General features: G+C 61.3%; 21 protein-coding genes. 10 read left to right on the top strand and 11 right to left on the bottom strand.

Features of this window, described 5'->3' with window-relative positions; genetic code table 11:
- Positions 1 to 2 precede the first annotated feature (2 nt).
- From clpX to J3P86_RS17040, 6 genes are all read left to right on the top strand, one after another.
- Positions 3 to 1286: an ATP-dependent Clp protease ATP-binding subunit ClpX gene (gene clpX, locus J3P86_RS17065; protein WP_024778305.1), complete on the top strand. Its 1284-nt coding sequence runs from the start codon at positions 3 to 5 to the stop codon at positions 1284 to 1286.
- A 161-nt stretch (positions 1287 to 1447) separates the two neighbouring features.
- The gene (lon, locus tag J3P86_RS17060; protein WP_305500081.1) at positions 1448 to 3844 is read left to right on the top strand and encodes an endopeptidase La; all 2397 of its coding nucleotides are present in this window, start codon (positions 1448 to 1450) and stop codon (positions 3842 to 3844) included.
- Positions 3845 to 3992: 148 nt separating this feature from the next.
- Positions 3993 to 4265 carry an HU family DNA-binding protein gene (locus J3P86_RS17055; protein ID WP_008077714.1) on the top strand — a complete coding sequence of 91 codons (273 nt, stop codon included), beginning with the start codon at positions 3993 to 3995 and terminating at the stop codon, positions 4263 to 4265.
- Between the two features lie 223 nt (positions 4266 to 4488).
- Entirely contained in the window at positions 4489 to 6360 is a 1872-nt protein-coding gene (locus J3P86_RS17050) for a SurA N-terminal domain-containing protein (RefSeq protein WP_434629948.1), read from the top strand.
- A 218-nt stretch (positions 6361 to 6578) separates the two neighbouring features.
- Positions 6579 to 7454 carry a DUF2242 domain-containing protein gene (locus J3P86_RS17045; RefSeq protein ID WP_434629950.1) on the top strand — a complete coding sequence of 292 codons (876 nt, stop codon included), beginning with the start codon at positions 6579 to 6581 and terminating at the stop codon, positions 7452 to 7454.
- Between the two features lie 113 nt (positions 7455 to 7567).
- Positions 7568 to 7711, top strand: coding sequence for a hypothetical protein (locus J3P86_RS17040; RefSeq protein ID WP_434573193.1), 144 nt, complete (start codon positions 7568 to 7570; stop codon positions 7709 to 7711).
- A gap of 37 nt (positions 7712 to 7748) precedes the next feature.
- Here the strand turns inward: J3P86_RS17040 and J3P86_RS17035 are convergent, their stop codons facing one another.
- On the bottom strand, positions 7749 to 8783 hold the full coding sequence (locus tag J3P86_RS17035) for an AraC family transcriptional regulator (RefSeq protein ID WP_434698488.1): 1035 nt from the start codon (positions 8781 to 8783) through the stop codon (positions 7749 to 7751).
- A 2-nt stretch (positions 8784 to 8785) separates the two neighbouring features.
- Complete coding sequence (locus tag J3P86_RS17030; protein ID WP_434698485.1) at positions 8786 to 9916, bottom strand: carbon-nitrogen hydrolase family protein; 1131 nt, start codon at positions 9914 to 9916, stop codon at positions 8786 to 8788.
- 259 nt (positions 9917 to 10175) lie between these two features.
- On the opposite strand from J3P86_RS17030, the gene J3P86_RS17025 reads away from it, so the two are divergent.
- The 3 genes from J3P86_RS17025 (at position 10176) to J3P86_RS17015 (ending at position 14170) form a co-directional block, all read left to right on the top strand.
- The gene (locus tag J3P86_RS17025) at positions 10176 to 12215 is read left to right on the top strand and encodes an FAD-dependent oxidoreductase (protein WP_434573198.1); all 2040 of its coding nucleotides are present in this window, start codon (positions 10176 to 10178) and stop codon (positions 12213 to 12215) included.
- Positions 12216 to 12351: 136 nt separating this feature from the next.
- Positions 12352 to 13260, top strand: coding sequence for a 1-aminocyclopropane-1-carboxylate deaminase/D-cysteine desulfhydrase (locus J3P86_RS17020; RefSeq protein WP_434698484.1), 909 nt, complete (start codon positions 12352 to 12354; stop codon positions 13258 to 13260).
- A gap of 199 nt (positions 13261 to 13459) precedes the next feature.
- On the top strand, positions 13460 to 14170 hold the full coding sequence (locus J3P86_RS17015; protein ID WP_434698483.1) for a hypothetical protein: 711 nt from the start codon (positions 13460 to 13462) through the stop codon (positions 14168 to 14170).
- 92 nt (positions 14171 to 14262) lie between these two features.
- Here the strand turns inward: J3P86_RS17015 and J3P86_RS17010 are convergent, their stop codons facing one another.
- Positions 14263 to 15651 (bottom strand): type VI secretion system Vgr family protein, encoded by a 1389-nt coding sequence (locus J3P86_RS17010; RefSeq protein WP_434698482.1) that lies wholly within the window; start codon positions 15649 to 15651, stop codon positions 14263 to 14265.
- 219 nt (positions 15652 to 15870) lie between these two features.
- On the opposite strand from J3P86_RS17010, the gene J3P86_RS17005 reads away from it, so the two are divergent.
- Complete coding sequence (locus J3P86_RS17005) at positions 15871 to 16575, top strand: YebC/PmpR family DNA-binding transcriptional regulator (protein ID WP_305500095.1); 705 nt, start codon at positions 15871 to 15873, stop codon at positions 16573 to 16575.
- A 5-nt stretch (positions 16576 to 16580) separates the two neighbouring features.
- On the opposite strand, the gene J3P86_RS17000 is transcribed toward J3P86_RS17005, so the two are convergent.
- The 8 genes from J3P86_RS17000 to J3P86_RS16965 form a co-directional block, all read right to left on the bottom strand.
- Entirely contained in the window at positions 16581 to 17924 is a 1344-nt protein-coding gene (locus J3P86_RS17000) for a leucine-rich repeat-containing protein kinase family protein (RefSeq protein WP_434698481.1), read from the bottom strand.
- Between the two features lie 228 nt (positions 17925 to 18152).
- The gene (locus tag J3P86_RS16995) at positions 18153 to 19214 is read right to left on the bottom strand and encodes an ABC transporter substrate-binding protein (protein WP_434601258.1); all 1062 of its coding nucleotides are present in this window, start codon (positions 19212 to 19214) and stop codon (positions 18153 to 18155) included.
- Between the two features lie 18 nt (positions 19215 to 19232).
- A complete protein-coding gene (locus tag J3P86_RS16990; protein WP_434698480.1) occupies positions 19233 to 20348 on the bottom strand; it encodes an NAD(P)/FAD-dependent oxidoreductase in 1116 nt (371 codons plus the stop codon).
- Entirely contained in the window at positions 20345 to 21700 is a 1356-nt protein-coding gene (locus tag J3P86_RS16985; RefSeq protein WP_434698479.1) for an FAD-dependent oxidoreductase, read from the bottom strand. Before J3P86_RS16985 ends, J3P86_RS16990 begins: the two co-directional genes overlap by 4 nt.
- A 148-nt stretch (positions 21701 to 21848) precedes the next feature.
- A complete protein-coding gene (locus J3P86_RS16980) occupies positions 21849 to 22139 on the bottom strand; it encodes a (2Fe-2S)-binding protein (RefSeq protein ID WP_434573212.1) in 291 nt (96 codons plus the stop codon).
- A 7-nt stretch (positions 22140 to 22146) separates the two neighbouring features.
- Positions 22147 to 22941, bottom strand: coding sequence for an ABC transporter permease (locus tag J3P86_RS16975; RefSeq protein WP_434573214.1), 795 nt, complete (start codon positions 22939 to 22941; stop codon positions 22147 to 22149).
- A 6-nt stretch (positions 22942 to 22947) separates the two neighbouring features.
- On the bottom strand, positions 22948 to 23817 hold the full coding sequence (locus tag J3P86_RS16970) for an ABC transporter permease (RefSeq protein ID WP_434672380.1): 870 nt from the start codon (positions 23815 to 23817) through the stop codon (positions 22948 to 22950).
- Positions 23814 to 24839 (bottom strand): ABC transporter ATP-binding protein, encoded by a 1026-nt coding sequence (locus tag J3P86_RS16965; RefSeq protein WP_434698478.1) that lies wholly within the window; start codon positions 24837 to 24839, stop codon positions 23814 to 23816. The genes J3P86_RS16970 and J3P86_RS16965 overlap by 4 nt, the downstream gene beginning before the upstream one ends.
- Positions 24840 to 24936 lie beyond the last annotated feature (97 nt).

The raw sequence follows: 24936 nt of genomic DNA, 5'->3' as shown, positions 1-24936 counted from the left end.
GAATGACTGACACCCGCAACGGCGAGGACAACGGCAAACTGCTCTATTGCTCCTTCTGTGGCAAAAGCCAGCATGAAGTACGCAAATTGATTGCCGGCCCCTCGGTCTTCATTTGCGACGAGTGCGTCGACCTGTGCAATGACATCATCCGCGAGGAGGTGCAGGAAGCCCAGGCCGAAAGCAGCGCGCATAAGTTGCCTTCGCCCAAAGAAATCAGCGGCATCCTTGACCAGTATGTAATCGGTCAGGAGCGCGCGAAAAAGGTACTGGCCGTAGCGGTGTACAACCACTACAAGCGCCTGAACCAGCGTGACAAGAAGAATGACGAAGTCGAACTCGGCAAGAGCAACATCCTGCTGATCGGCCCGACAGGCTCGGGTAAGACCCTGCTTGCCGAAACCCTGGCCCGTTTGCTGAACGTTCCGTTCACCATCGCCGACGCAACCACCCTCACCGAGGCGGGTTATGTGGGTGAGGACGTCGAGAACATCATTCAGAAACTGCTGCAGAAGTGCGACTACGACGTGGAAAAGGCCCAGATGGGCATTGTCTACATCGATGAAATCGACAAGATTTCCCGCAAGTCCGACAACCCGTCCATCACCCGGGACGTTTCCGGCGAGGGCGTGCAGCAGGCGTTGCTCAAGTTGATCGAAGGCACGGTCGCTTCCGTTCCGCCCCAAGGCGGTCGCAAGCACCCGCAGCAGGAATTCCTGCAGGTCGACACACGTAACATCCTGTTCATCTGCGGTGGTGCGTTCTCCGGCCTGGAAAAGGTCATCCAGAACCGTTCCACCCGCGGCGGCATCGGCTTCAACGCCGAGGTTCGCAGCAAGGAAGAGGGCAAGAAGGTCGGTGAATCCCTGCGTGAAGTCGAGCCTGACGATCTGGTCAAGTTCGGCTTGATTCCGGAATTCGTCGGTCGTCTGCCGGTCCTGGCGACACTGGACGAGCTGGATGAAGCTGCGTTGATGCAGATTCTGACCGAGCCGAAAAACGCCCTGACCAAGCAATATGCCAAGCTGTTCGAAATGGAAGGCGTAGACCTCGAATTCCGTTCCGACGCGCTGAAATCCGTCGCCAAGCGTGCCCTGGAGCGTAAAACCGGTGCCCGTGGGTTGCGTTCGATTCTCGAAGGCGTATTGCTCGATACGATGTACGAAATCCCCTCGCAGTCCGAGGTGAGTAAAGTCGTCATCGACGAAAGCGTCATAGAAGGCAAGTCCAAACCACTGTATATCTACGAAAACAGTGAGCCGGCTGCCAAGGCTGCGCCGGACGCATAAGTGTCCCGCTGTCGGAATAAAGGAGGGGCCTTCGGGCCCCTTTGCTATTAGCGCGTTTTAGACGTGTCTTAGCGCTTGTTTTTTTTGAAGGCTGCCCCCATCTTGGTTTCAAGCTTACTTCCATCTGTTCACGGCCTTACGGCCGCCGTAGAGGCGAAATCATGAAGACAACCATCGAATTGCCTCTCCTGCCATTGCGCGATGTCGTGGTATATCCGCACATGGTTATCCCGCTGTTCGTGGGGCGCGAGAAGTCCATCGAAGCCCTCGAGGCCGCGATGACGGGTGATAAGCAGATTCTTCTGATCGCTCAGAGAAACCCTGCCGACGATGATCCCGGTGAAGACGCACTTTATCGCGTAGGTACGATTGCAACGGTCCTGCAACTGCTCAAGCTTCCTGACGGCACCGTCAAGGTCCTGGTCGAGGGCGAACAGCGCGGGGCGGTCGAGCGTTTCAGCGAAGTGGACGGGCATTGCCGTGCCGAGGTGTCGCTGATCGACGAAGTCGAGGCGCCGGAGCGTGAGTCGGAGGTTTTTGTCCGCAGCCTGCTGTCGCAGTTCGAACAGTATGTGCAGTTGGGCAAGAAGGTGCCTGCCGAGGTCCTGTCGTCGCTCAACAGCATCGACGAGCCAGGACGCCTGGTCGATACGATGGCGGCCCACATGGCCCTCAAGATCGAGCAGAAGCAGGAAATCCTCGAGATTATCGAGTTGTCGGCGCGTGTCGAGCACGTACTGGCATTGCTCGACGGCGAAATCGACCTGCTGCAGGTTGAAAAACGCATTCGTGGTCGCGTCAAGAAACAGATGGAGCGCAGTCAGCGTGAGTACTATCTGAATGAGCAGATGAAGGCCATTCAGAAAGAGCTCGGCGATGGCGACGAAGGTCACAACGAAATCGAAGAGCTGAAGAAGCGCATCGATGCCGCTGGCCTGCCAAAGGATGCGCTCGCCAAGGCCCAGGCCGAGCTGAACAAGCTCAAGCAGATGTCGCCGATGTCTGCCGAAGCCACCGTGGTGCGTTCCTACATCGACTGGCTGGTCCAGGTGCCGTGGAAAGCCCAGAGCAAAGTCCGCCTGGACCTGGCGCGTGCCGAGGACATCCTCGATGCGGACCATTACGGCCTGGAAGAGGTCAAGGAACGCATCCTTGAATACCTCGCCGTGCAGAAACGCGTGAAGAAGATTCGTGGCCCGGTCCTGTGCCTGGTCGGTCCTCCGGGTGTCGGTAAGACTTCCCTGGCGGAATCGATCGCCCACGCCACCAACCGCAAATTTGTGCGAATGGCGCTTGGCGGGGTGCGTGACGAGGCGGAAATTCGTGGTCATCGCCGCACGTACATCGGTTCCATGCCAGGAAGATTGATTCAAAAGATGACGAAGGTGGGTGTACGCAATCCGCTGTTCCTTTTGGATGAAATCGACAAGATGGGCAGCGATATGCGCGGTGATCCTGCGTCTGCGTTGCTTGAGGTGCTCGATCCCGAGCAGAATCACAATTTCAACGATCACTATCTGGAAGTCGACTACGACCTCTCCGACGTGATGTTCCTGTGCACCTCCAACTCAATGAATATCCCGCCAGCGTTGCTGGACCGGATGGAGGTGATTCGTCTGCCGGGCTACACCGAAGACGAGAAAATCAACATCGCCGTCAAGTACCTTTCGCCCAAGCAGATCCAGGCCAACGGCTTGAAAAAGGGTGAGCTGGAATTTGACGAGGAGGCGATTCGCGACATCATTCGTTACTACACCCGTGAAGCCGGTGTGCGTGGTCTCGAGCGGCAGATTGCCAAGGTCTGCCGCAAGGCGGTCAAGGAGCACGCGCTGGAAAAACGCTTCGCGGTCAAGGTGACATCCGACCTGCTGGAGCACTTCCTCGGTGTGCGCAAGTTCCGCTACGGGCTCGCCGAGCAACAGGACCAGATCGGTCAGGTGACCGGCCTCGCGTGGACGCAGGTCGGCGGCGAGTTGCTGACTATTGAAGCCGCCGTGGTTCCGGGCAAGGGCCAATTGATCAAGACCGGTTCCCTCGGCGATGTCATGGTGGAGTCGATCACCGCGGCGCTGACAGTTGTGCGCAGCCGTGCGCGCAGCCTGGGCATTCCCCTGGATTTCCATGAGAAGCGGGACACGCATATCCACATGCCGGAGGGGGCTACACCCAAGGATGGACCGAGCGCCGGCGTGGGCATGTGCACCGCCCTGGTTTCTGCATTGACCGGCATTCCGGTGCGTGCGGATGTCGCCATGACCGGTGAAATCACCCTGCGTGGCCAGGTCCTGGCGATTGGCGGCCTGAAAGAAAAACTTCTGGCAGCTCACCGTGGCGGGATCAAGATCGTGATCATTCCGGAAGAGAATGTCCGTGATCTCAAGGAAATTCCCGACAACATCAAGCAGGATCTTCAGATCAAACCGGTTAAATGGATTGACGAAGTCCTGCAAATTGCGCTGCAATACGCGCCGGAGCCCTTGCCGGATGTGGCTCCGGAGATTGTCGCAAAGGAAGAAAAGCGAGAGTCTGACTCTAAGGAAAGAATTAGCACGCATTAATACGCATTTGCCTGGGGGGCTTCCTTGACAGTTTTTTAGAGCCCTTGTTATAAAGCGGCTCTTAAGTGTCTGCAGGCCATTCAGCACTCGTTTTTGCTTTCACCAAAAAAACTTAGAATCATCTCAAATAGATATAAGGGGACTTAGAGTGAACAAGTCGGAACTGATTGATGCTATCGCTGCATCCGCTGATATCCCGAAAGCTGCTGCTGGCCGTGCGCTGGACGCTGTAATCGAATCCGTCACTGGCGCTCTCAAGGCTGGCGACTCTGTTGTTCTGGTGGGTTTCGGTACTTTCTCCGTTACCGATCGTCCAGCTCGTGTTGGTCGCAACCCGCAGACTGGCAAGACGCTGCAAATCGCCGCTGCCAAAAAGCCAGGCTTCAAAGCTGGTAAAGCGCTGAAAGAAGCCGTCAACTAAGGTTTCATTGAGTTTATCCGGGTCGGGGTCATGCCTGGCTTGGCAGCGGAGCGGTAATGCAGCCGGCACAAACGGGCTGTCACGCCAGGGCTCGCGGGTTCGAGCCCGGTCCGCTCCGCCAGTTACGAGAAGGCGCATCCTCGGATGCGCCTTTCTTCTATCCGGATTCTACCCACGCTCCACGGTTGCCTAATTTTGAAGTTCAACCGTTTCTGGGGGACGCATGCTGCAGAATATCAGGGACAATTCACAAGGCTGGATTGCCAAGACCATCATCGGAATCATCGTCGCATTGATGGCGTTGACCGGTTTCGAAGCTATTTTTCAAGCCACCACCAACAGCAATGACGCGGCCAAGGTCAACGGCGAAAAAATCAGCCAGAACGAGCTGAGCCAGGCGGTCGATATGCAACGCCGTCAGCTCATGCAACAGCTGGGCAAGGATTTCGACGCCTCCCTGCTGGACGAGAAGATGCTGCGTGACTCGGCGCTCAAAGGGCTGATCGATCGCAAGCTGTTGCTGCAAGGCGCACACGATGCGAAATTCGCTTTCTCCGAAGCCGCGCTGGACCAGGTGATCCTGCAAACGCCGGAATTCCAGGTCGATGGTAAATTCAGTCCTGAGCGTTTCGACCAGGTGATTCGCCAGTTGGGTTATGGCCGACTGCAGTTCCGCGAGATGCTGGCGCAGGAAATGCTCATTGGCCAATTGCGTGCCGGTCTCGCTGGCAGCGGTTTTGTCACCGATGCCCAGGTGTTGGCATTCGCCCGCCTGGAAAAGCAGACCCGTGATTTCGCTACGCTCACCGTCAAGGCGGATCCGGCGGCCGTGAAGCTGACCGACGATGAGGTCAAGGCTTACTACGATCAGCACGCCAAGGAGTTCATGACGCCTGATCAGGTCGTCATCGACTATCTCGAGCTGAAGAAGGCTTCGTTCTTCGATCAGGTCAGCGTCAAGGATGAAGATCTGCAGGCGGCTTACCAGAAAGAGATCGCCAATCTTTCCGAACAGCGTCGTGCTGCGCACATCCTGATTGAAGTGAACGACAAGGTCACCGAAGCCCAGGCCAAGGCCAAGATCGAGGAAATCCAGGCTCGACTGGCCAAAGGCGAGTCGTTTGAGGCGCTGGCGAAGGAATTCTCCCAGGATCCGGGCTCAGCCAACAACGGCGGCGATCTCGGTTATGCCGGTCCAGGTGTCTATGATCCGGAGTTCGAAAAGGCGCTGTATGCGTTGAACAAGGATCAGGTCTCGGCACCGGTGCGAACCGATTTCGGCCTGCACCTGATCAAGCTGCTGGGTGTCGAAGCGCCTGAGGTTCCGAGTTTTGCGAGCCTGAAGGACAAGCTGACCCGCGACCTGAAGACCCAGCAAGTGGAGCAGCGGTTCGTCGAGGCGACCAAGCAACTGGAAGACGCTTCGTTCGAGGCTTCCGACCTGGCCCAGCCAGCCCAGGACCTTAAGCTGACCGTCCATACGTCGGCACCGTTCGGTCGTGAAGGCGGCGAAGGAATCGCGGCCAACCGTGCCGTGATCACCGCTGCGTTCAGCCCGGAAGTGCTGGAGGAGGGGGCCAACAGTACCGCCATCGAGCTGGATCCGGAAACCGTCGTGGTGCTGCGCGCCAAGGAGCATCGCAAGCCTCAGCAGCTTCCGCTGGAAAACGTGGCCGGGCCGATCCGCGCCCAATTGGCCAAGGAACACGCCAGCGCTGCCGCCAAGACCCAGGCCGATGAGTTGATTGCCAGCCTGCGTGATGGCAAGACGGCGCTGGACAAGCCTGTCAACGGTCAAGGCTGGAAAGTCGTCGAGGCGGCGACCCGCAGCCAGGAAGGTATCGACCCTGCGGTGCTGCAGGCGCTGTTCCGCATGTCCAAGCCTGAGTCGAAGGACAAGCCGACATTCGCCAGCGTGACCCTGCCTGACGGCGGCGTGACGGTCCTGCGCTTGAACGGCGTCAACGAAGGTGCTGCTCCGACCGAGGAAGAAAAGGCCGAATACCGTCGGTACCTGGCGTCCCGTGTCGGCCAGCAGGACTTCGCGGCTTATCGCAAGCAATTGGAAAGCGAGGCAGACATCAAGCGCTTCTGACTTGATGCGTGACCCTGAAGACCCCGGCCGAAAGGTCGGGGTCTTTTTGTATCCGTGTATTGCCAGGACGGCGATGTTCGTCGATTCATCAGGATTGCTTCTTTTTCCCGCTGGCATCCCCCCGTAGACTTGTAAGCCCTTTGAGACAAGATTACCCAAGCTGTCCGGCCGCATTCTGTTGCACAATACGCCCCGGACTGTTTTCCTCAGGATGTTCAATGTTCAGATCATTTCACATGCGCACCGTTGGGCTGGCATTGCTGCTAGTCGTCGCGACCGGTTGCTCTTCCAAGAAAGCGGCCATTTACGAGCACGAGAACTTCGATGATTCGGGCACGTTCTCGCGTACCTATCCGGTGACTGACGTGGCGACTTGTGAAGCAGGACGTCGTGCGCTGCTGAGCCAGGGGTACATCATCACCAGCAGCGATCCGAAGCTGGTCAGCGGCCACAAGAGTTTCCAGCAGACTGGCGACACGCACATGGAGATCAGTTTCAACCTGGTCTGTGCCGAAGATGGCGGTCCGGGCCACCGCGCCACGATCTTTGCCAACGCTCTACAGGACCGGTATGCCCTGAAGAAGACCAATAACTCCGCCAGCCTGGGCGTGGGTGTATTGGGGTCGGTGTCGATGCCGATTGGCTCGTCGGACGATTCGATGGTCAAGGTCGCCAGCGAAACGGTGTCCGCAGCCAAATTCTATGAGCGTTTCTTTGCGCTGGTGGAGGTGTTCCTGCCTCCCGAAGCGAAAAAAGCCGCTGGAAACGTCGACAAACCGAAAGCCGAACTGGGCATTCCAGAGCCGAAGGTGGAGCCGGCTGCCCTGGCTCCCGCCGCAACTCCAGCGCCCGCGACAGTCCCGGTACCCGAGCCGACTCCTGCTCCCGTTGCGCCGGTCGAAGAGGCTGCTCCAGCGCCTGTCGAAACCGCGCCGGCCGCTTCCGAGCCGGTCGCGCCGCCTGCCGAGCCTGCGCCAATCGCTCCCAGCGAGCCGGAGTCCTACGCACCCCCGTCGACAGAGAGCATTACTCCGCCACCGCCCAGTTCCTTGCCGGCGCCAACCGAGCCGATCCAGCCGCTTCCTGCATCCTGAGCCTGTGGTCGGGCGGTAACGCCTTGCCACACCTGCGCTGATTAAATTCCCAATGCTGTGCTACGTTTAATTCATGAAGCCTTGGCTTCATGTTTTGTTCATCAAGCAGCTTTATGCTGATTCCAAGGCCATCAGGCATCGGTTTCAACGATTATTGGGAAGGACAGGCAATGGACGATTATCAGGAAGAGCTGCTCGAATATCAGGCTTATGAACTGGACCCCCTGGAACCTGCCGAAGACGCCACGGAACTGTAGGTAGGAGACATTACAGTGCAGGCCGGGAGCCTGGTGTTCAAGTCGCTCTACGGCTACGCCGGAACTCTCCCGGCGTCTGGTTGTTCCAGCGCTTGAAAGCCCGTTGGAATGCCTCGGCCGAGGCGAACCCCAGCAGGTAAGCGATTTCGCCAAAGGCCAGCTCCGTGTCGCGGATGTACGTCATGGCGAGGTCTCGGCGAGTGTCGTTGAGGATCGCCCGGAACTGCGTACCTTCTTCCGCCAGCTTGCGGCGCAGCGTCCAGGTCGGCAGCTTCAGGCGCATCGCCACTTCTTCCAGATCCGGCTCCCGTCCGCCGTTGAGCAGCGGCCCCAGCAATTGAATGATTCGCTCGCGCAGGGTGCGAGTGCGAGTCAGCTGTTCCAGTTCCCGTTCGCATAACTGAACCAGGTGGCGCCAGGTGCTGGGGCAATGCTGTGGGTTGCGCAGGGCGAGGCTGTCCAGCCCCAGGCGCAATTGGTTCTGCTCGGCTGCGAACTGGATCGGGCCTTCGCCGAGGCTACGGTAGGCTTCGAGGTAAGTTGGCTCCTCGAATTCGATTTCGATACGTTCGGCCCGCAACACCACGTCGCAGACGCTGGACAGTTGCTGGAGCCAGCCGGCAATGATCGAATCCACGACGAAGCGGTTGTAGGCGTTATACGGGCTGATGGAATAGAACCGCAGCCACGCGCCCCGGGCGTCCTCGTGAAGACTCGATTGCCCACGGTAGTTGGAACCGTACAGCGGCTCGAAGCGGATCATGCAGCGTGCGGCCTCGCGTACGGTGGGCGCCTGGGCCGCGGTGACGCCGGCCAGCCCGGCCTGGCTCAGGCGACTGAGCTGGCCCATGCGCAGGCCCAGGGCCGGATCCTGTGTCAGTTGGATGGCGGCATGGCCCAGGCGCATGTAGCGCGGGATCGACAGGCGCGCCCCGGGCTCTGCCAGGCGCGCGGCATCGAGGCCGTATTGTTCGAGCAATGGCTGTGGGTCATGACCGTGGCTGGTCACCGCGTCTGCCAGGCTATGGACGAAACCTACGGACAGGTCACCCAGGCGCATAGGCTTTTGCATATCTAAAGCCACAAGTTCAGCAGGCGTGCGCCACGGGCTTCACCATCGGTGAATTGCTCGCCGTTGTGGCTGATGAAGCTCTGGCCAGCGCTGCCGTTGTCCCAGAACTGCCCACGCAAGAATACGCTGACGCCGCCGCGGGCCTGGCTGATCGGCAACCGGCTGGTCAACGTCAGCCGACGCCAGGCCTGCCCTTCACTCACCTCACCGGGCTTGAGGCTCACTTCGCTTGGCGTGGACAAGCCTTTGTAGCCGGCCCAAGGCTTGTTCCAGGCGTCGCGGCCGATGACAAAGGCGGGCACGGCGATCAGTTGGGCCCCTTGTTCGTCAAGTTGTCGATAATGAAGCGGATACCAACTGTCGCTGCCGATCAGCACGCCCAGGCGCCCGGCCGGCGTGTCAATGACATGGGTGACGTCCGGTCGTTCGGCCCCAAGCACGTCCTGCTGGTCAAACACCGGGTGTCGCTGGCGTTGTGGTTGGCCGATCGGCCGGCCGTCACGACCGAACACCAGGCTGCTGTTGTACAACGCGCCACCACCGATTTTCAGCTCGCCTTCGCTGACGCTGGGCTCGGGCAGTACGATGGAGCCGGCCACGAGCGTTACGCCGAACTCCTTGGCCAGCCCACCGAACAGCGCCTGGTAGTCATGGGCCATGCTGTCCGCCTTCATGCGCAGGTACGCATCGTCCAGCCGGCTGTCGCCCTGAGCGTCCGCCAATGCGCGGATAAAGGCCAGCGGATTGCTGATGGCGAGCCAGTTCATGGCCTGTTTGAAGGTAGTGGCCTGGTACACCTCGTCCTTTTCGCCGCTGACCATCAGCCAGGTGCCGATATGCTCGGGCAGGACCACGACGGTTTTTTCGTTGATGAACCCTTGGTCGCGGGCAGTCTGCAGGTACGCTGCCAGCTTGCGATGCAGGCGTTCGGGGCTCTGGTAGTCGGTGGGGAACAATTCCGGCTGGATGCCCAGCAGGTTGCCTCGGTCGGCCGGCGTGCCCCGGTCGACCGCCAGGTTGATCCGCAGGTCTGACAGGTAATGGCCCGCCGGACGGTCTGCTGTCCACAGTGCATAAGTGATCAGGACGGCCGTCAGGGCCAGTGAGAACAGCAGGTACAGAAATTTGCGCATGGGACAGTCGATGGCCGCGTACAGGTTCGTGATTTTCATCAGAAGTCACGCGGCAGGGTACGGTAAAACAACGGTTTAGCGAAAGGGCGCATGCGTGCACTTCGGGAACCGTCTGCCGGCGCGGGCTCTGTGCATTTCGATCATCAAGTTGTCAGTTACGGCCATTGAGCGCTCGCATCCCGACTCTTACGCTGTCGGTCATGACTGATGGAAGCCGCAGAGCTTCCGCATTTTTCCGTGATCGCCCGTGGAGTTATCGATGACCGCCCCTCATTACCCGCATTTGCTGGCCCCGTTGGACCTGGGTTTCACCACGTTGCGCAACCGTACCCTGATGGGATCGATGCACACCGGCCTTGAAGAAAAGCCCGGCGGCTTCGAGCGCATGGCGGCGTACTTCGCCGAGCGGGCCCGGGGTGGGGTCGGCCTGATGGTCACCGGTGGAATCGGGCCGAACGATGAAGGTGGCGTGTACTCCGGCGCGGCCAAGCTGACCACCGAGGAAGAGGCCCTCAAGCATCAGGTCGTCACGCGGGCCGTGCACGAAGCGGGGGGCAAGATCTGCATGCAGATCCTCCACGCGGGACGTTATGCCTACAGCCCCAAGCAGGTGGCGCCAAGCGCGATCCAGGCTCCGATCAACCCGTTCAAGCCCAAGGAGCTGGACGAAGAGGGCATCGAGAAACAGATCCGCGATTTTGTCACCTGTTCGGTATTGGCTCAAAAGGCCGAGTACGACGGTGTCGAAATCATGGGCTCGGAAGGCTATTTCATCAACCAGTTCCTGGCTGCGCATACCAACCACCGTACCGACCGCTGGGGTGGGAGCTACGAAAACCGCATGCGCCTGCCGGTGGAAATCGTGCGCCGCGTACGCGAAGCGGTGGGGCCGAATTTCATCATTATCTTTCGCTTGTCCATGCTCGACCTGGTTGAGGGTGGCAGCACCTGGGATGAAATCGTCCAGTTGGCCAAGGCCATCGAACAGGCCGGCGCAACTATCATCAATACCGGTATCGGTTGGCATGAGGCGCGTATTCCCACTATCGCCACCAAGGTCCCGCGGGCGGCGTTCAGTAAAGTCACCGCCAAGCTGCGCGGCTCGGTGAGTATTCCGTTGATCACCACCAACCGCATCAACACCCCTGAGGTGGCCGAGCAGATCCTCGCCGAAGGCGACGCCGACATGGTGTCCATGGCGCGGCCGTTCCTTGCGGACCCGGAGTTCGTCAACAAGGCCGCCGCTGGCCGCGCAGACGAAATCAACACCTGCATCGGCTGCAACCAGGCCTGCCTCGACCATACGTTCGGGGGCAAGCTCACCAGTTGCCTGGTGAATCCGCGGGCCTGCCATGAAACCGAACTCAATTACCTGCCCGTAACCCAGGTGAAGAAAATCGCCGTGGTGGGCGCCGGTCCTGCCGGATTGTCCGCGGCCACCGTGGCGGCCGAACGCGGTCATCAAGTGACACTGTTCGATTCGGCCAGCGAAATTGGCGGCCAGTTCAACGTCGCCAAGCGCGTTCCGGGCAAGGAGGAGTTCTTCGAAACCCTGCGTTATTTCAAACGCAAGCTGCAGACTACCCACGTCGAGTTGTGCCTCGACACCCGGGTCGATGTGGCGCAACTGGTGGCCGGCGGTTTTGACGAGATCATCCTGGCCACCGGCATCGCCCCGCGCGTACCGGCGATCCCGGGTGTCGAACATCCCAAGGTGCTGAGCTACCTGGACGTGATCCTTGAACGCAAGCCGGTGGGCCGCAGTGTCGCGGTGATCGGGGCCGGCGGGATCGGTTTCGATGTGTCGGAGTTTCTCGTTCATCAGGGGGTTGCCACCAGCCAGGACCGTGAGGCGTTCTGGAAGGAGTGGGGCATCGACACCCAGCTGCAGGCTCGCGGCGGCGTGGCTGGAATCAAGCCCGAACCTCATGCACCGGCGCGGCAGGTGTTCCTGTTGCAGCGCAAGAAGTCCAAGGTCGGCGACGGGCTGGGCAAGACGACCGGCTGGATTCATCGCACCGGCCTGAAGAACAAACAGGTGCAGATGCTCAACAGCGTCGAATACCTGAAGATCGATGACCAAGGCCTGCACATTCGCATCGGCGAAGCGGGCGAGCCACAAGTGCTGGCCGTCGACAACGTGGTTATTTGCGCCGGCCAGGATCCGTTGCGCGAGTTGCAGGAAGGCCTGGAGGCGGCGGGGCAGACTGTCCACCTCATCGGCGGCGCGGATGTGGCGGCGGAGCTGGATGCCAAACGCGCGATCAACCAGGGCTCGCGGTTGGCGGCGCAGTTGTAGCGCTCAGCCTTCCGGGAAAGGTTTGCCCTTGTGGGAGCGAGCTTGCTCCCACAAGGGATGGGGTGTATCCGGATCCTTCATACCGGCCGCCACCAAGCTGATAAGATCCCGGCACCTTCCCATCCGGTCTGCTGCAATGCTTTTGTCTGCCCTCGACTGGCATCCTCAACCGCGCCTCGAACCCCTTCACCTCGACTGGCTGGCGCGGGCCGGTATCGAGGTGGCGGTCTTGCGCCTGGACCGGATCGATCCGCTTATCAGCGGCAATAAATGGTTCAAGCTGCTTCATCATCTGCGTGCTGCCCATGCCAACGGCGCGGAGGGCGTGATGAGCCTCGGCGGCGCCTATTCCAATCATTTGCATGCGTTGGCGGCGGCGGGGCAGCGATTCGGTTTCCAGACGGTGGGGTTATTGCGCGGCCATCCCCGGGAGACGCCTACGACGCTTGATCTACAGACGTTCGGCATGACCTTGCACTGGTTGGGTTACGGCGGGTATCGAGAGCGGCATGAGCCGGGGTTCTGGGCTCCCTGGCAGGCAAAGTACCCGCATTTATGGCCGATAGCTGAAGGGGGCTCGGGGTTGCCCGGTGCGCAAGGCTGCATGTCCTGGGTAACGGCCGCCCGCAGCCAATTGGCCACGTTGGGTTGGGAGGATTATGACGGTTGGTGGCTGGCCTGCGGCACCGGGACGTCGCTGGCGGGGCTGGTTCTGGCTGAAGCGGGCGAGCATCCGGTTCATGGTGTCCTGGCGGTGCCTGAAGACCATGGGGTGCTGCAACATGTTGAAAGCATTCTGGTGGAGGCGGGGCTGGGCAATCCAGCTTATGAGTTGCTTGACGGCAGCCGTGGCGGTTTTGCCCGGGTGGATGCCGGGCTCAGCGAGTTCATCGAAACTACCAGCGCTATCGAACTGGAACCGCTGTACACGGGCAAGGCGCTGATGCTGCTCAGGGCCCGGATTGAAGCCGGGACATTTGTCGCCGGCACTCGCTTGATTTTCGTTCACACCGGCGGCTTGCAAGGTCGCCGCGGGTTCGATTAATCGACCGTCAACTATGTTCCGGCATTATACCCAGCAATGCAGGTGAGTATTGCTGGTTTGGCTGGATTCATATTTGTACGCTTTTTATCATTTGTAAGATGGAGGGGATCTATTTATTGTTGTCCGCAAGTTTGCTGGATTGGCGAACTAACGATTCAGCTTAGCCTGATCGTACTTAATTTTTAAAGGGAATTAAAATATGAATAAGTTTTGTGGCAACAACGGTTATAAAGGCATCGCGAGCAAACTGATGGCAATAGGGCCGCCGAGGCCGAGGCCGGTCAAGCCAGCGGTCAAACCGCCGGTCAAGCCACCGGTCAAACCACCGGTCAAACCACCGGTCAAACCACCGGTCAAACCACCGGTCAAACCACCGGTCAAGCCACCGGTCAAGCCACCGGTCAAGCCACCGGTCAAACCGCCAATCAAGCCGCCGGCCACCCCCCCAAAGCCGGTCAAACCCCCGGTCGCACCGCCAAAGCCGGTCAAGCCACCGGTCACACTCCCAAATAAGCCGGGCAATCGACCAGTATCCAAGCCCAAACCAAACGACGCGCCGTCAACTCCTCCACAAAATAAGCCTAAGCCCGCGCTCCCGCCGTCGCCTCCGTTGAACCCCTGGCCTGTTTTGGATCTCCTTGACGCTTCTGTCGCTATTGTAAATTTAGTCGATGCGGTCGGAAGTATTAAGAACAATGATGGAACCACTTCTTTACCCGATGGCAGTGTGGTCGATGCTGAAAAAACTTCCGTGACGCGGCCGGATGGGATTATTCAGTATGATGACGGAACAGTGGAGCATCCTGATGGAACTATTGTTTTTGCCAGTGGCGAAATTCAATATCCGGATGGCAGCGTGTTGTATCCCGACGGGGATTTGCTGGATAAAGATCACCATAAAATTAATTGATGCCTTTACATCTTTTCGCAACCTTGCCGGGCGGTACCGACGCTTCGAGTGGTCCACATCGAAGGGGGGCGGCCGCTCAATAATCCGCGCGTTCAAGCGATGGGGTCAGGGCGGTTCAGCAGCCAGTCCAGCAATAACCCCGCATCACGACAGGGCGGCGTTGAGGGGCCAACGATTGACCCGCCGAGGTCGCCGGCGCCGGAGCCCGGGAGGCTGAATATTCCTGGGCATAGCACTGGCCTGTCGGGATCGCCGTCGAGAAAAGTCACCAGCACCAGGCTGCCAGCCGGCGGCGCCTGGCAGTCATGCAAGGTCAACCGCGACAGAGGCAATGTGATGACTTCGCCCTCCGGGGTCCAAAGGCTGACGTTTACCTGGTCATGCCCATGCTGACCGTGCACATAGGCAAGATGACTGCCGGCGATGCGCGGCTTTGGGTGCTTGAGGGCTGGCCTGAACACAGTGGACCAGGGAATGGCCAGGAACCGATTGTGATAGTGTTGCGACGCAGGAGAGGAAGATGGGGCTTCGAGGATCGACGGCTGTCGCCCGCGATGCTTGATCTCGGAAATTAACCATTGATCGTTGAACGTAGATATCGGATGGCCACCGATCTGCACGATGGAGGCACTGCGCAAAGTCGGTTGGCTGCTCTGGCCGTGGATTTCCCTTTGCGTGCAGCGCAGCCGCTCGAGGGTACGGCGACCTGCCTGTTGGGCTTGCGCAACGTTGGTCCAGGCCGCCTCCAGCGTGGGGGTGAAAGGGTGGTTGGCTGCCGAGGTTTCAGAAACCCCGGCCAACGCCCGATCCCTGGCGTTGGCCGGCAACAGAGGTGGCGTCAGGTGATGGCGCTGATACAGGCGCTCAACGGCCGGTTGGCCTTCCTCCTGATGCAGGTTCAACCCGACCGGCTGATCAGGGAAACTTGTCGCCTCTTCGGCAAATACCAGCACATGGCCGGTAGGGGCGTGCTCGAAGTGATAGTGGATGCCTTCTTCCTCACACAGCCGTTGCAACAGTTCGAGGTCGCTTTCGTCGTATTGGACACAGAACGGCCGGCATGGGTAGTGCCCGTGTGGCAATTCAAACCGGTAACTGTGGGTGGGCAGTTGGTGTTCTTCCAGCAAGTGTTGCAGCACCTGGACTGCGCTGAGTCGGCCAAAGACCCGGCGTCGCGGACTCTGCTCCAGCCTCTGCAGGTAAGGCACCAGCGTCAGGCGGTAGCCTACGCATTGCCGGGAATGGGAGGTCAGGCTGACGCTGGCGATGATCCCATGCACGCCCGACTCGGCACTGAGGTGCAGGAACGCCTGTTGGCCGAGAATGATATCGAGGTCGATCGGCGGCGTCAGGCCGAGCAAGTCGAGGTCGAACCGAAAAGGTTGGTTGAGGGCTTCTCGGCCGCCAAATCTCTGGACGTGAAGCTGCAGGTTGCTTTCGGTGAGTGTGAGGCTGAAGGAATAATCCGTGTCGTTGCGCATCGCAGCTCTTATTTACTGGGAGAGGGCGCTGAGGGTACGAAACCGCTGTGCACTAACGTGTACCCGAACGGCACTTTCAGAAATTCCCTACATCAGATTGTGAAAATGTCGATCCGGCCAGCGCGATTTTTTGGTCGATCAGCCGGTTTAGGCCGTATAAACTTGGCGCCACAGCGCCGGCCGGCAGATGTCTCGGCGCGTCAGACAAGAGAGTGAGTAATGGGCGCACAGTGGAAGGTTAAACACAAAGAAGCGGCTGCCAACGCCAAAGGCAAGATTTTCGGCAAGCTGGTGAAGGAGATCACCATCGCGGCGCGTAACGGCGCCGATGTCGCTACCAATGCGCACCTGCGCCTGGTGGTTGAACAGGCGAAAAAGGCCTCGATGCCCCGCGAGACCCTGGAGCGCGCGATCAAGAAAGGCTCCGGCCAGCTCGGTGAAACCGTTCAGTATCATCGCGTGACCTACGAAGGGTTCGCGCCCCATCAGGTGCCGCTGATCGTTGAGTGTGTGACCGACAACATCAACCGTACCGTCGCCGAAATCCGTGTCGCGTTCCGCAAGGGCCAGTTGGGTGCTTCCGGTTCGGTCGCCTGGGATTTCAACCATGTCGGCATGATCGAAGCTGCGCCGGACAGCCCTGACGCCGATCCGGAAATGGCCGCCATCGAGGCCGGTGCCCAGGATTTCGAGCCGGGCGAAGACGGGGCGACGCTTTTCATCACCGAACCTGCCGACCTTGACGCCGTTCAGAAAGCGTTGCCGGAGCAGGGTTTCACCGTGTTGTCGGCCAAATTGGGCTATCAGCCGAAAAACCCGGTCAGCGGCCTGAGCGACGAGCAGATGGCCGAAGTCGAGGCGTTCCTGGAAGGCCTCGACAACCATGACGATGTGCAGGACATGTTTGTCGGCCTGGCCGGTTAAGCGACTTACCTTGTGGTGAGGGAGGCAGCTCCCTCGCCACGGTCGCCGAACAAGCCAGCTATCTCGTCAAACCCCGGCCGCGCCAGTACGTCCGGCTGACAGCAGCGCGTCTCCAGCTGTCGCAACCGCTCAAGCGTCTCATCCGCGAGCGCCGGCTCGATCCGCGCCAGCAACTCCCCCAGCAGAATCCCGAACGCCCGCACCTCGATGCGTTGCAGGGCGCGCGTTTGCGGCGTGTCAGCCGTGGCATGGAAAGACGCCGCGCCGAAGTCACCGAGCAGGCAATCGCCCTGGTCGTTGCAGAGGATATTGTGGCCGTACAGATCCCCATGGGTGATGCCCTGGCGATGCAGGTGCGCCGCCACCGACGCAACGCCTTGGGCGATGCGCAAGGCCGCCGCTGCGCTCAGCCGCAGCTCGTCGTCGTAGACGTCGCGGGTGCAGGACGCCAGGCTCGGCAGCCCGGCCAGGTTGCGGCAATCGGGTCCGATCAGGGCCATCACCAGCCCGATCTGCTGCTCGGGATGACCGCTGACCTGGCCCAATACTTCGATCAGGTTAGGATGCTTGCCGGCTGTGATGCAGGCATGCATTTCATGCAGTGGCGAGCCATCGCTGGTCATCTGGCCTTTGTACAGCTTGACCGCGACGTTTCGCGCGGGGCGGCCCGGTGCTTGCCACAGCGCTTGATGAATCACCCCCGAAGCACCTTCGCCGAGAGTGTGTTGCAATCTCAGTTGCAGCCAGTCGACAGGCGTGGCGGCATGCAGCGCGGCGGCCTCGGCCTGGGCTTCCAAGGGATTCCCGGCGTAGGCCAGCCAACTGAGGCTAGGCAGCTCCAACAACCAGGACGGCAATTCGGTCAGTTGATTGGCGGCGATGCGCAGCAATTCGAGGCGATGACACTGGGCGAGGCTCTCGGGCAGTTGCTGAAGACGATTGCCCGCCAGCATCAGCTTTTGCAGGTGCGGGCGATGGCCCAGTTCATCCGGCAACTGGCTGACGCGGTTATCGGTCAGGATCAGCCAGCGCAGCAGTGGCGGCAAAGCCTGAGCGGTCACGTGTTCGATGCGGTTGGCCTTGAAGCCGATCATGGTCAACGCGCTGCAGCGTCCCAGGCATTCGGGCAATTCAGTGAAGTGGTTGTCGGAGCAGAACAGCACGCGCAGGTGCGGCAGCCGATACAGGTCGTCGGGCAGCGTATCGAGCTGGTTGCCGCTCAGGTCGAGAATTTCGAGGGAGTCCGCCAGGTTGAAAATTTCCCGGGGAAACTCCGTCAGGCCGCACGAAAGCTTCAGTCGGGTAATGCCTGACAGCTGGCCGGTACGCAGTTGGGTGAGGGTGTGCATGGGCGGGGTCGCTGTTGATCAAGGCGGGCGTTGCGCCCGTGGCCTGACAGTTAACCAACTATCAGCCCCGGATGAAACCCTGTGGCGAGGGGATTTATCCCCGCTGGGTTGCATGGCAACCCCAAAAACCACGCGATGAATCTGGCACACCGCGTGAGAGACAGGGTTGCTTCGCAACCCAGCGGGGATAAATCCCCTCGCCACAGCTCCGCTGGATACCCTTCAGGCCTAGCGCTCGATGCTGCGATTCCACCGCGCGTTCCAGGCCGGACGTTGCTCATTGACCTGGTCCCAATCCACCGCGATCGCGGTTTCCAGGTATTGCTTCATCGCTTCCACCTGGCCACGAGTCTTGTCGGTGGTCGGGGTGTTGGGGTTGGACGGGATCTGGTCGCCTTCCTCCAGGGCAATGGCCTGGGCTTCAGGCGTCAGCAGGAACGCGGCAAGTTTCTGCGCGAGTTCGGGTTCGCTGTTGTGGGCCACCGCGCATTCCGCGACGTTGAGCACCACTGCGCCTTCCTTCGGTTGTGCATACTCGACTGGCATGCCCTTGAGTTTCAAGGCGGTCACCTGGGTCGGCGTCAGCGGGAACAGCGCGGCTTCGTCGGTTTGCAGCATTTCGGAGATTTTCGCCGAGCTGGGAATGTACTCCAGCACGTTGCGCCCGATCGTGTTCGGCCAGGCCTTGAAACCCGGTTCGACGTCGGTTTCGCTGCCGCCCTGGATCCGGTTGAACATCAGGAAACCGTGCAGGCCGAAGGTTGACGACGCCATGGACTGGAACACCACCTTGTCCTTGAACCGCGGATCGGCCAGGTCCATCCACGAGGTGGGTGTGTTCCAGCCTTTTTCCTTGAACAGCCGCGTGTTGTAAGCAAGCCCGGTGACCCCGAGGCTGACAGCTACGGCCTGGTCCTTGATCCGGCCCTTGGCCGGAATCTGCGCCAGGGGCGGGCTGTCTTCAAGCTTGTCGCACAGCCCCATGGCGATGGCGCGGTACATGATGCCATCGTCGAGGAACATCACGTGCATCTGCGGGTTGCCCTTGCTGGCCTGGACCTTGGCGAGGATGTCGGCCGAGGTGCCTGGCACGATCACCACCTTGACGTTGTTGGCTTTCTCAAAGGCCGGCAGGACCTTGTCGGCATACAGCCGCTCCATGGTGCCGCCGTTCATGCCCAGGTAAAGCGTCGGTTCGGCCAACGCCTGGGTGACCGGGAGCAGGGCGCCCAGGCAAGCGGAGCCCAGCGAGCAGAAACCGAACAGTGCACTGCGTTTGACGTTATTCATTGGCGCGACCTTCCTCTATCAAGCAACGGAGATGGAGTGAAACCGAGTGATGGAAAACGCATCCAGCGGCGTGGTTGAGGCGCCGCAGCAGATGATCTCAGTGAGCGCCTGGCCCACCGCCGGGCCGATCTGGAAACCGGCGCCGGCAAAGCCGAACGCATGCAACAGGCCGGACTGGGTACTGCTCGGGCCGATCACCGGTTGGCGATCGGGCAGGTAACCTTCGGTGCCGCTCCAGGTACGAATCGCCTGGGCGCCCTCCAGGAAAGGGTAGAGTTCGACGGCCTGGCGCAGGATCTCGATGACGGCGTTCTGGCCGGGGCGGGCGCGGGCGTCATCGAGGGCGAAACCCTGGCCGCCACCCAACACGCAATTGCCCCGGGCGACCTGGCGCGCATAAATGCCGCCGCCTTCTACGCCAGTGCTGGCGTCCATCACGACCGGCAGCGGCTCGGTGACCAGCATGGCCGGGTGCCCGGCGTGCATCGGTACGGCCTCGCCAAACTGCGCGGCGAACCGACTCGCCCAGGCCCCGGCGCAGTTCAGCAGCCACGGCGCGCGCAGCTCAAGGCCTGTCTCGGTGCGCACGACAAAGCGCTGGCCGTCGTGCGTCACCTGGCTGACCTGGCATTGTTCGTAAACCTTTGCGCCATGCCTGCGAGCCGCCTGGGCAAATGCCGGCGAGACCAGGCGCGGATTGGCGTGACCGTCGCCCGGGCACAGCGAGGCGCCGACCGCGACGTCGCCGACCCAGGGAAACCGCCTGCGCAGTTGATCGCGATCCAGCAATTGCAGATCCAGGCCGAAGCCATGACTGCTCGCGGCATAATCATGCAACGCACGCAGGTCATCGAGGCTGCGGGCCAGCTTCAGATGACCGCTACGCTGATACTCACCGTCGATGCCGATCAGTTGCGGCAATCGCGCCCAGATCTCATGCGCGCGTTGCGACAACGGCAGTTGCGACAATGGCCGCCCCTGGCGCCGTACGCCGCCGTAATTCACGCCACTGGAATGCGAACCGCAGAAGTCCCGCTCCAGCAGCGCCACGCTCCGCCCGGCCTGGCTCAGGAACAACGCCGCCGAGGCGCCGACGATACCGCCGCCGATGATCAGCGCATCCACCTCGATCATGACTCGACCTCCAGGCCAAACGGGACCGGCTTGATCGGCGCCTGTGCCCGCAGACGGCCGATTTCCTGAATGTTGCGTCCACTTTCCCGAGCGATGATTTCCGCCGCCGCGGCACCGCACATCCGCCCCTGGCAGCGGCCCATGCCGACCCGGCAATGGGCCTTGACCCGGTTGATCTCCCAGTGGCCTTCATCGACGATTTGCCGGATGTCACCGACGCTGACTTCTTCGCAGCGGCAAATCATCAGCCCATCAGCGGCGCGGTCCGCCCAGTCCTCGGGAAACGCAAAGGCGCGCTCCAGGCCTTGCCGGAAACGGCCGATGCGTTCGAGGGATTGTTCCAGCTGGGCGCAGCGTTGCGGGTCGATCTGGTAACCGAGATCTTCGAGCAATGCCAGGGCTGCCCGTTCGCCGGCCATTTCGGCGGCATCGGCGCCCATGATCCCGGCGCCATCGCCGGCCAGGTAGACCCCTGGAGAGCTGCTGCGCCCGGCGCGGTCGCGCTGCGGCAGCCACGCTCGGTTGAGCGGGTTCCAGGCAAACTCACAACCGAGCAGGTCGGCCAGTTGGGTTTCGCTGCGCAAGCCGTGGGCGAAGGCCACCGCATCGCAATCGAGCCGGTGCTGGCCTTTTCCGTTTTGCCATGACAACGACTGCACCCGGCGTTCGCCGTCGATGCGCGAAAGGCTGGCGCCTTGCTGCACGGCGATGCCGTGGGCTGTGAGCCAGGCGCGGTAATAGAGGCCTTTGGCGAGGGTGGCCGGTTGTGCGAGCAGGCCGGGCAGGGCGCGGGCCTGGGCGCTCAAGGGGGAGCTGTCGAGCACCGCGACGACATGGGCGCCGGCCTTGGCGTATTGGTACGCCACCAGATACAACAACGGCCCGCTGCCGGCGAACACCACTCGCTCGCCGATGGCGCAGCCCTGGAACTTCAGGGCGATTTGCGCCGCGCCCAGGCTGTACACCCCGGGCAGCGTCCAGCCAGGGACCGGCAGGATCCGGTCGGTGGCGCCCGTCGCGACGATCACGCTGGCATACGCCAGGCGCGCGGCGCGGCCTTCATGCAAGGTATCCAGCAGCCCGCCCTCGGCGTTCCACACCAGCGTGTCGGGGCGATAGTCGATCTGCTCGCGCAATTCATCCACGGTCTGGTGGAGGGCGCTGGCCTTGTGCGCTTCGAAGCCATAGAGCTGGTTCGGCGTGCGCGTGAAGTTGGCCGGCTGGCGCCGGTAGATCTGCCCGCCGCCGCGTGCCGCCTCGTCCAGCAGGACCGGGTACACGCCATGGGCAATCAGGGTTTGCGCAGCGCGGATGCCGGCGGGGCCGGCGCCGATGATGGCTATGGGGTTCATGGCCACCTCGCTGGCGATGCTTGGAGACCGGTGGAGTGGCTGATGCCGCCTTCGCGAGCAGGCTCGCTCCCACAATGGGGTTGTGATGATGCCGGCTCTTCTGTGGGAGCGAGCCTGCTCGCGAAGAGGCCGCGTCTGCCAAAGTCATTCATACCTTGCGCCCCGGTTCGCGGCTGATCTGCTGGCCGGCTTCGAGCAGCGTCGAGCAGGCGCGCACGCGGCGACCGTCGCCCAATCGGACCCAGCAATCCTGGCAGGCGCCCATCAGGCAGAAACCGGCCCGGGGCTCCGCACTGAAGTCGCTGCCGCGCAAGTGCTCAGCGCAGGTCAGCACGGCGGTCAGCACGGTATCGCCGAGCAGACCGCTGGCAGGCAAGCCGTCGAGCGTGAAGTCCAGGGCCGGGCGATCGCGCTCGGCCAGTCGTTTCAGCAGAGCCATGGCGCCCTCATTGTTTGCCCACCAGGACCCGATCCAGGCCATAGACCCGGTCGAGCAAAATCATCGTCAATGCAGTCAGCCCGATAACCAGCGCCGACACCGCCGCCATCATCGGGTCGATGGATTCGGTGGCGTACACATACATGCGCACCGGCAGGGTTTGCGTGGCCGGCGAGGTGACGAAGATCGACAGCGTGACTTCATCGAAGCTATTGATGAACGCCAGCAACCAGCCTCCGGCCACGCCCGGCAGAATCATCGGCAAGGTGATCTGCCGGAACAGGGTGAAGCGCCCCGCGCCCAGCGATTGCGCAGCCTGTTCGGCGCTGCGGTCCAGGCCGATGGCCGACGCCAGCACCAGGCGCAGCACATAGGGCGTGATCACCAGCACGTGGGCGAAGATCAGCCAGGTAAAACTGCCGTTCACGCCCATCAACGCAAACAGGCGCAGTAACGCGACGCCCAGCACCAGGTGCGGAATAATGATCGGCGACAGGAACAGACCATTGAAAAAATCCCGGCCAGGAAACTCCAGCCGGGTGATTGCCAGTGCCGCCGGCACCGCAATCAATGTCGCCAGCGACGCCGCGCAGAACGCCAGGACCAGGCTGTTGTAGAACGCATCGACAAAATCCGCGCGCTCGAACACGGCACGGAACCAGCGCAGGGAAAACTCCGTGGTGGGCAGGCTCAGGGTGTTTTCCGGGGTGAAGGCCACCAGGCAGACCACCACCAGTGGCGCCAGCATGAACACCACGACCAGGGCGTGAAACAACAGGGCGAAAGGACCGTTCCTGGACATGAAGAATTACCCCAATGATTTCTTGTAGCGGCCTTCGATCATGCGGTTCCACGAGAGCATGATCAGCAGGTTGAGCAGCAGCAGCGCGACGGCAATGGCCGCGCCCATGGGCCAGTTGAGTTCCGACAGGTACTGGTCGTAGATCAGCGTGGCGACCATCTTCAAGCGCCGCCCGCCGAGCAGGCCGGGTATCGCGAAGGAACTGGCGGCGAGGCCGAACACAATCAGGGTGCCAGACAGCACGCCGGGCATGATCTGCGGCAACACGACCTTGCGGATCACCGTGAACTGGCTCGCGCCCAGGGACAGCGCGGCCTGTTCGGCGGCCGGGTCAAGTTTCTGCAACGAAGTCCACACCGGAATGATCATGAACGGCAACATCACATGGACCAGGGCGATGACCACGGCAAACGGCGTGTAGAGCAGCTTCATCGGCGAGCCGCCAAGGGCCTGCAAGGTCTGGTTGACCAGGCCGTCGGCGCCGAGCAGCAGGCTCCAGCCGAAGGCCCGCACCACCACCGAGATCAACAGCGGCGTGAGGATCAGAATCAGGAAAATCGAGCGCCAAGGCGCGCCCATGCGGCTGAGAATGTAGGCCTCGGGCACGCCGATCAGCACGCAGAGCACGGTGGTCAGGGCGCTGATCCACAACGTGCGCAGGAAGATTTCATAAAAGTACGGATCGCCCAGCAGGCTGGTGTAATGCTCGAACGTGTAGGCCTCGCTGTTGATCCCCGAGCCGTAGTCGAAGACGTTGAACGACAACACCAGCGTCAACCCGAGGGGAATGACCAGCAGGCTCAGGTACAAGGCCAGGGCCGGGGCCGACATCAGGTAACCCTGGCGGCCGCGCTTGATGGCATCCATCAGCTTCATGCCGACACCTCGTCCACGCTCAGCACCCGCAGCAGCGCCGGATCCCAGTCCAGGCCGACGGCGGTGCCTTCGGTCAGGGGCGCCGAGCCGTCGTTGCGGCGCACCACGCTGAGCTCGCCCAGGTTGGTGTCGACGCCGTACAGCCACTGGCTGCCGAGGAAAAAACGGCTGGTGACAGTGCCTTGCAGCCGCCCCGCGCCGGCGGCGCACAGATCGATTTTCTCCGGGCGCAGGCTCAGGGTCAGCTCGCCTTGACCGGCGCCAAAGACTTGCACGACGCCGGCGCTGTCCCGCTGGCCCGGGAGCAGGTTGGCTTTGCCGACAAAACCGGAAATGAACTCGGTGCGCGGGTGTTCATAAAGCGTGTAGGGCGCGTCGATCTGGGTGATGCGCCCGGCCTGCATCACCACCACCCGGTCGCTGATCGACAGCGCCTCGGACTGGTCATGCGTCACCATCAACGTAGTGATGCCGACCTCGCGCTGGATGCGGCGGATCTCGAACTGCATCTCCTCGCGCAGGTTGGCGTCGAGGTTGGACAACGGTTCGTCGAGTAGCAGCACCGGCGGTTCGATCACCAGCGCCCGGGCCAAAGCCACGCGCTGGCGCTGGCCGCCGGAGAGTTCACGCGGGTAGCGCTCGGCGTGCTGGTCGAGGCGCACCAGCTTGAGTACCCGATCGACCCGTGTCTGCAATTCGGTGCTCGGCACTTTGCGCATACGCAAGCCGAAGGCAACGTTGTCCTTGACGGTCATGTGGGGGAACAGCGCGTAGCTCTGGAACACCACGCCCAGGCCCCGGCTGGCCGGCTTGGCGTGAGTGATGTCGCGACTGTCGAGGAGGATGCGCCCGCTGCTGGCTTCGACGAAGCCGGCGATCATTTGCAGGGTCGTGGTCTTGCCGCAACCTGATGGCCCCAGCAGGGAGACGAACTCGCCTTTTTCCACCGAGAGGTTGGTGGCGACCACGGCGTCGAGGTCGCCATAACGTTTGCTCAAGTTTTCAAGTTGCACGAAAGCCATGACTGCGCTCCACCTGAGATTGTTATGCGTCGCCGCGAGGCGCGCTTTTTTGTATGGGCAGATACGAAAGGATGTCGCGGGGTGCGTTGGCGCTCGA

Source organism: Pseudomonas sp. D1-1 (assembly GCF_051132225.1).
Taxonomy (GTDB): Bacteria; Pseudomonadota; Gammaproteobacteria; order Pseudomonadales; family Pseudomonadaceae; genus Aquipseudomonas.
This window is presented reverse-complemented; position numbering and strand designations above follow the sequence as displayed.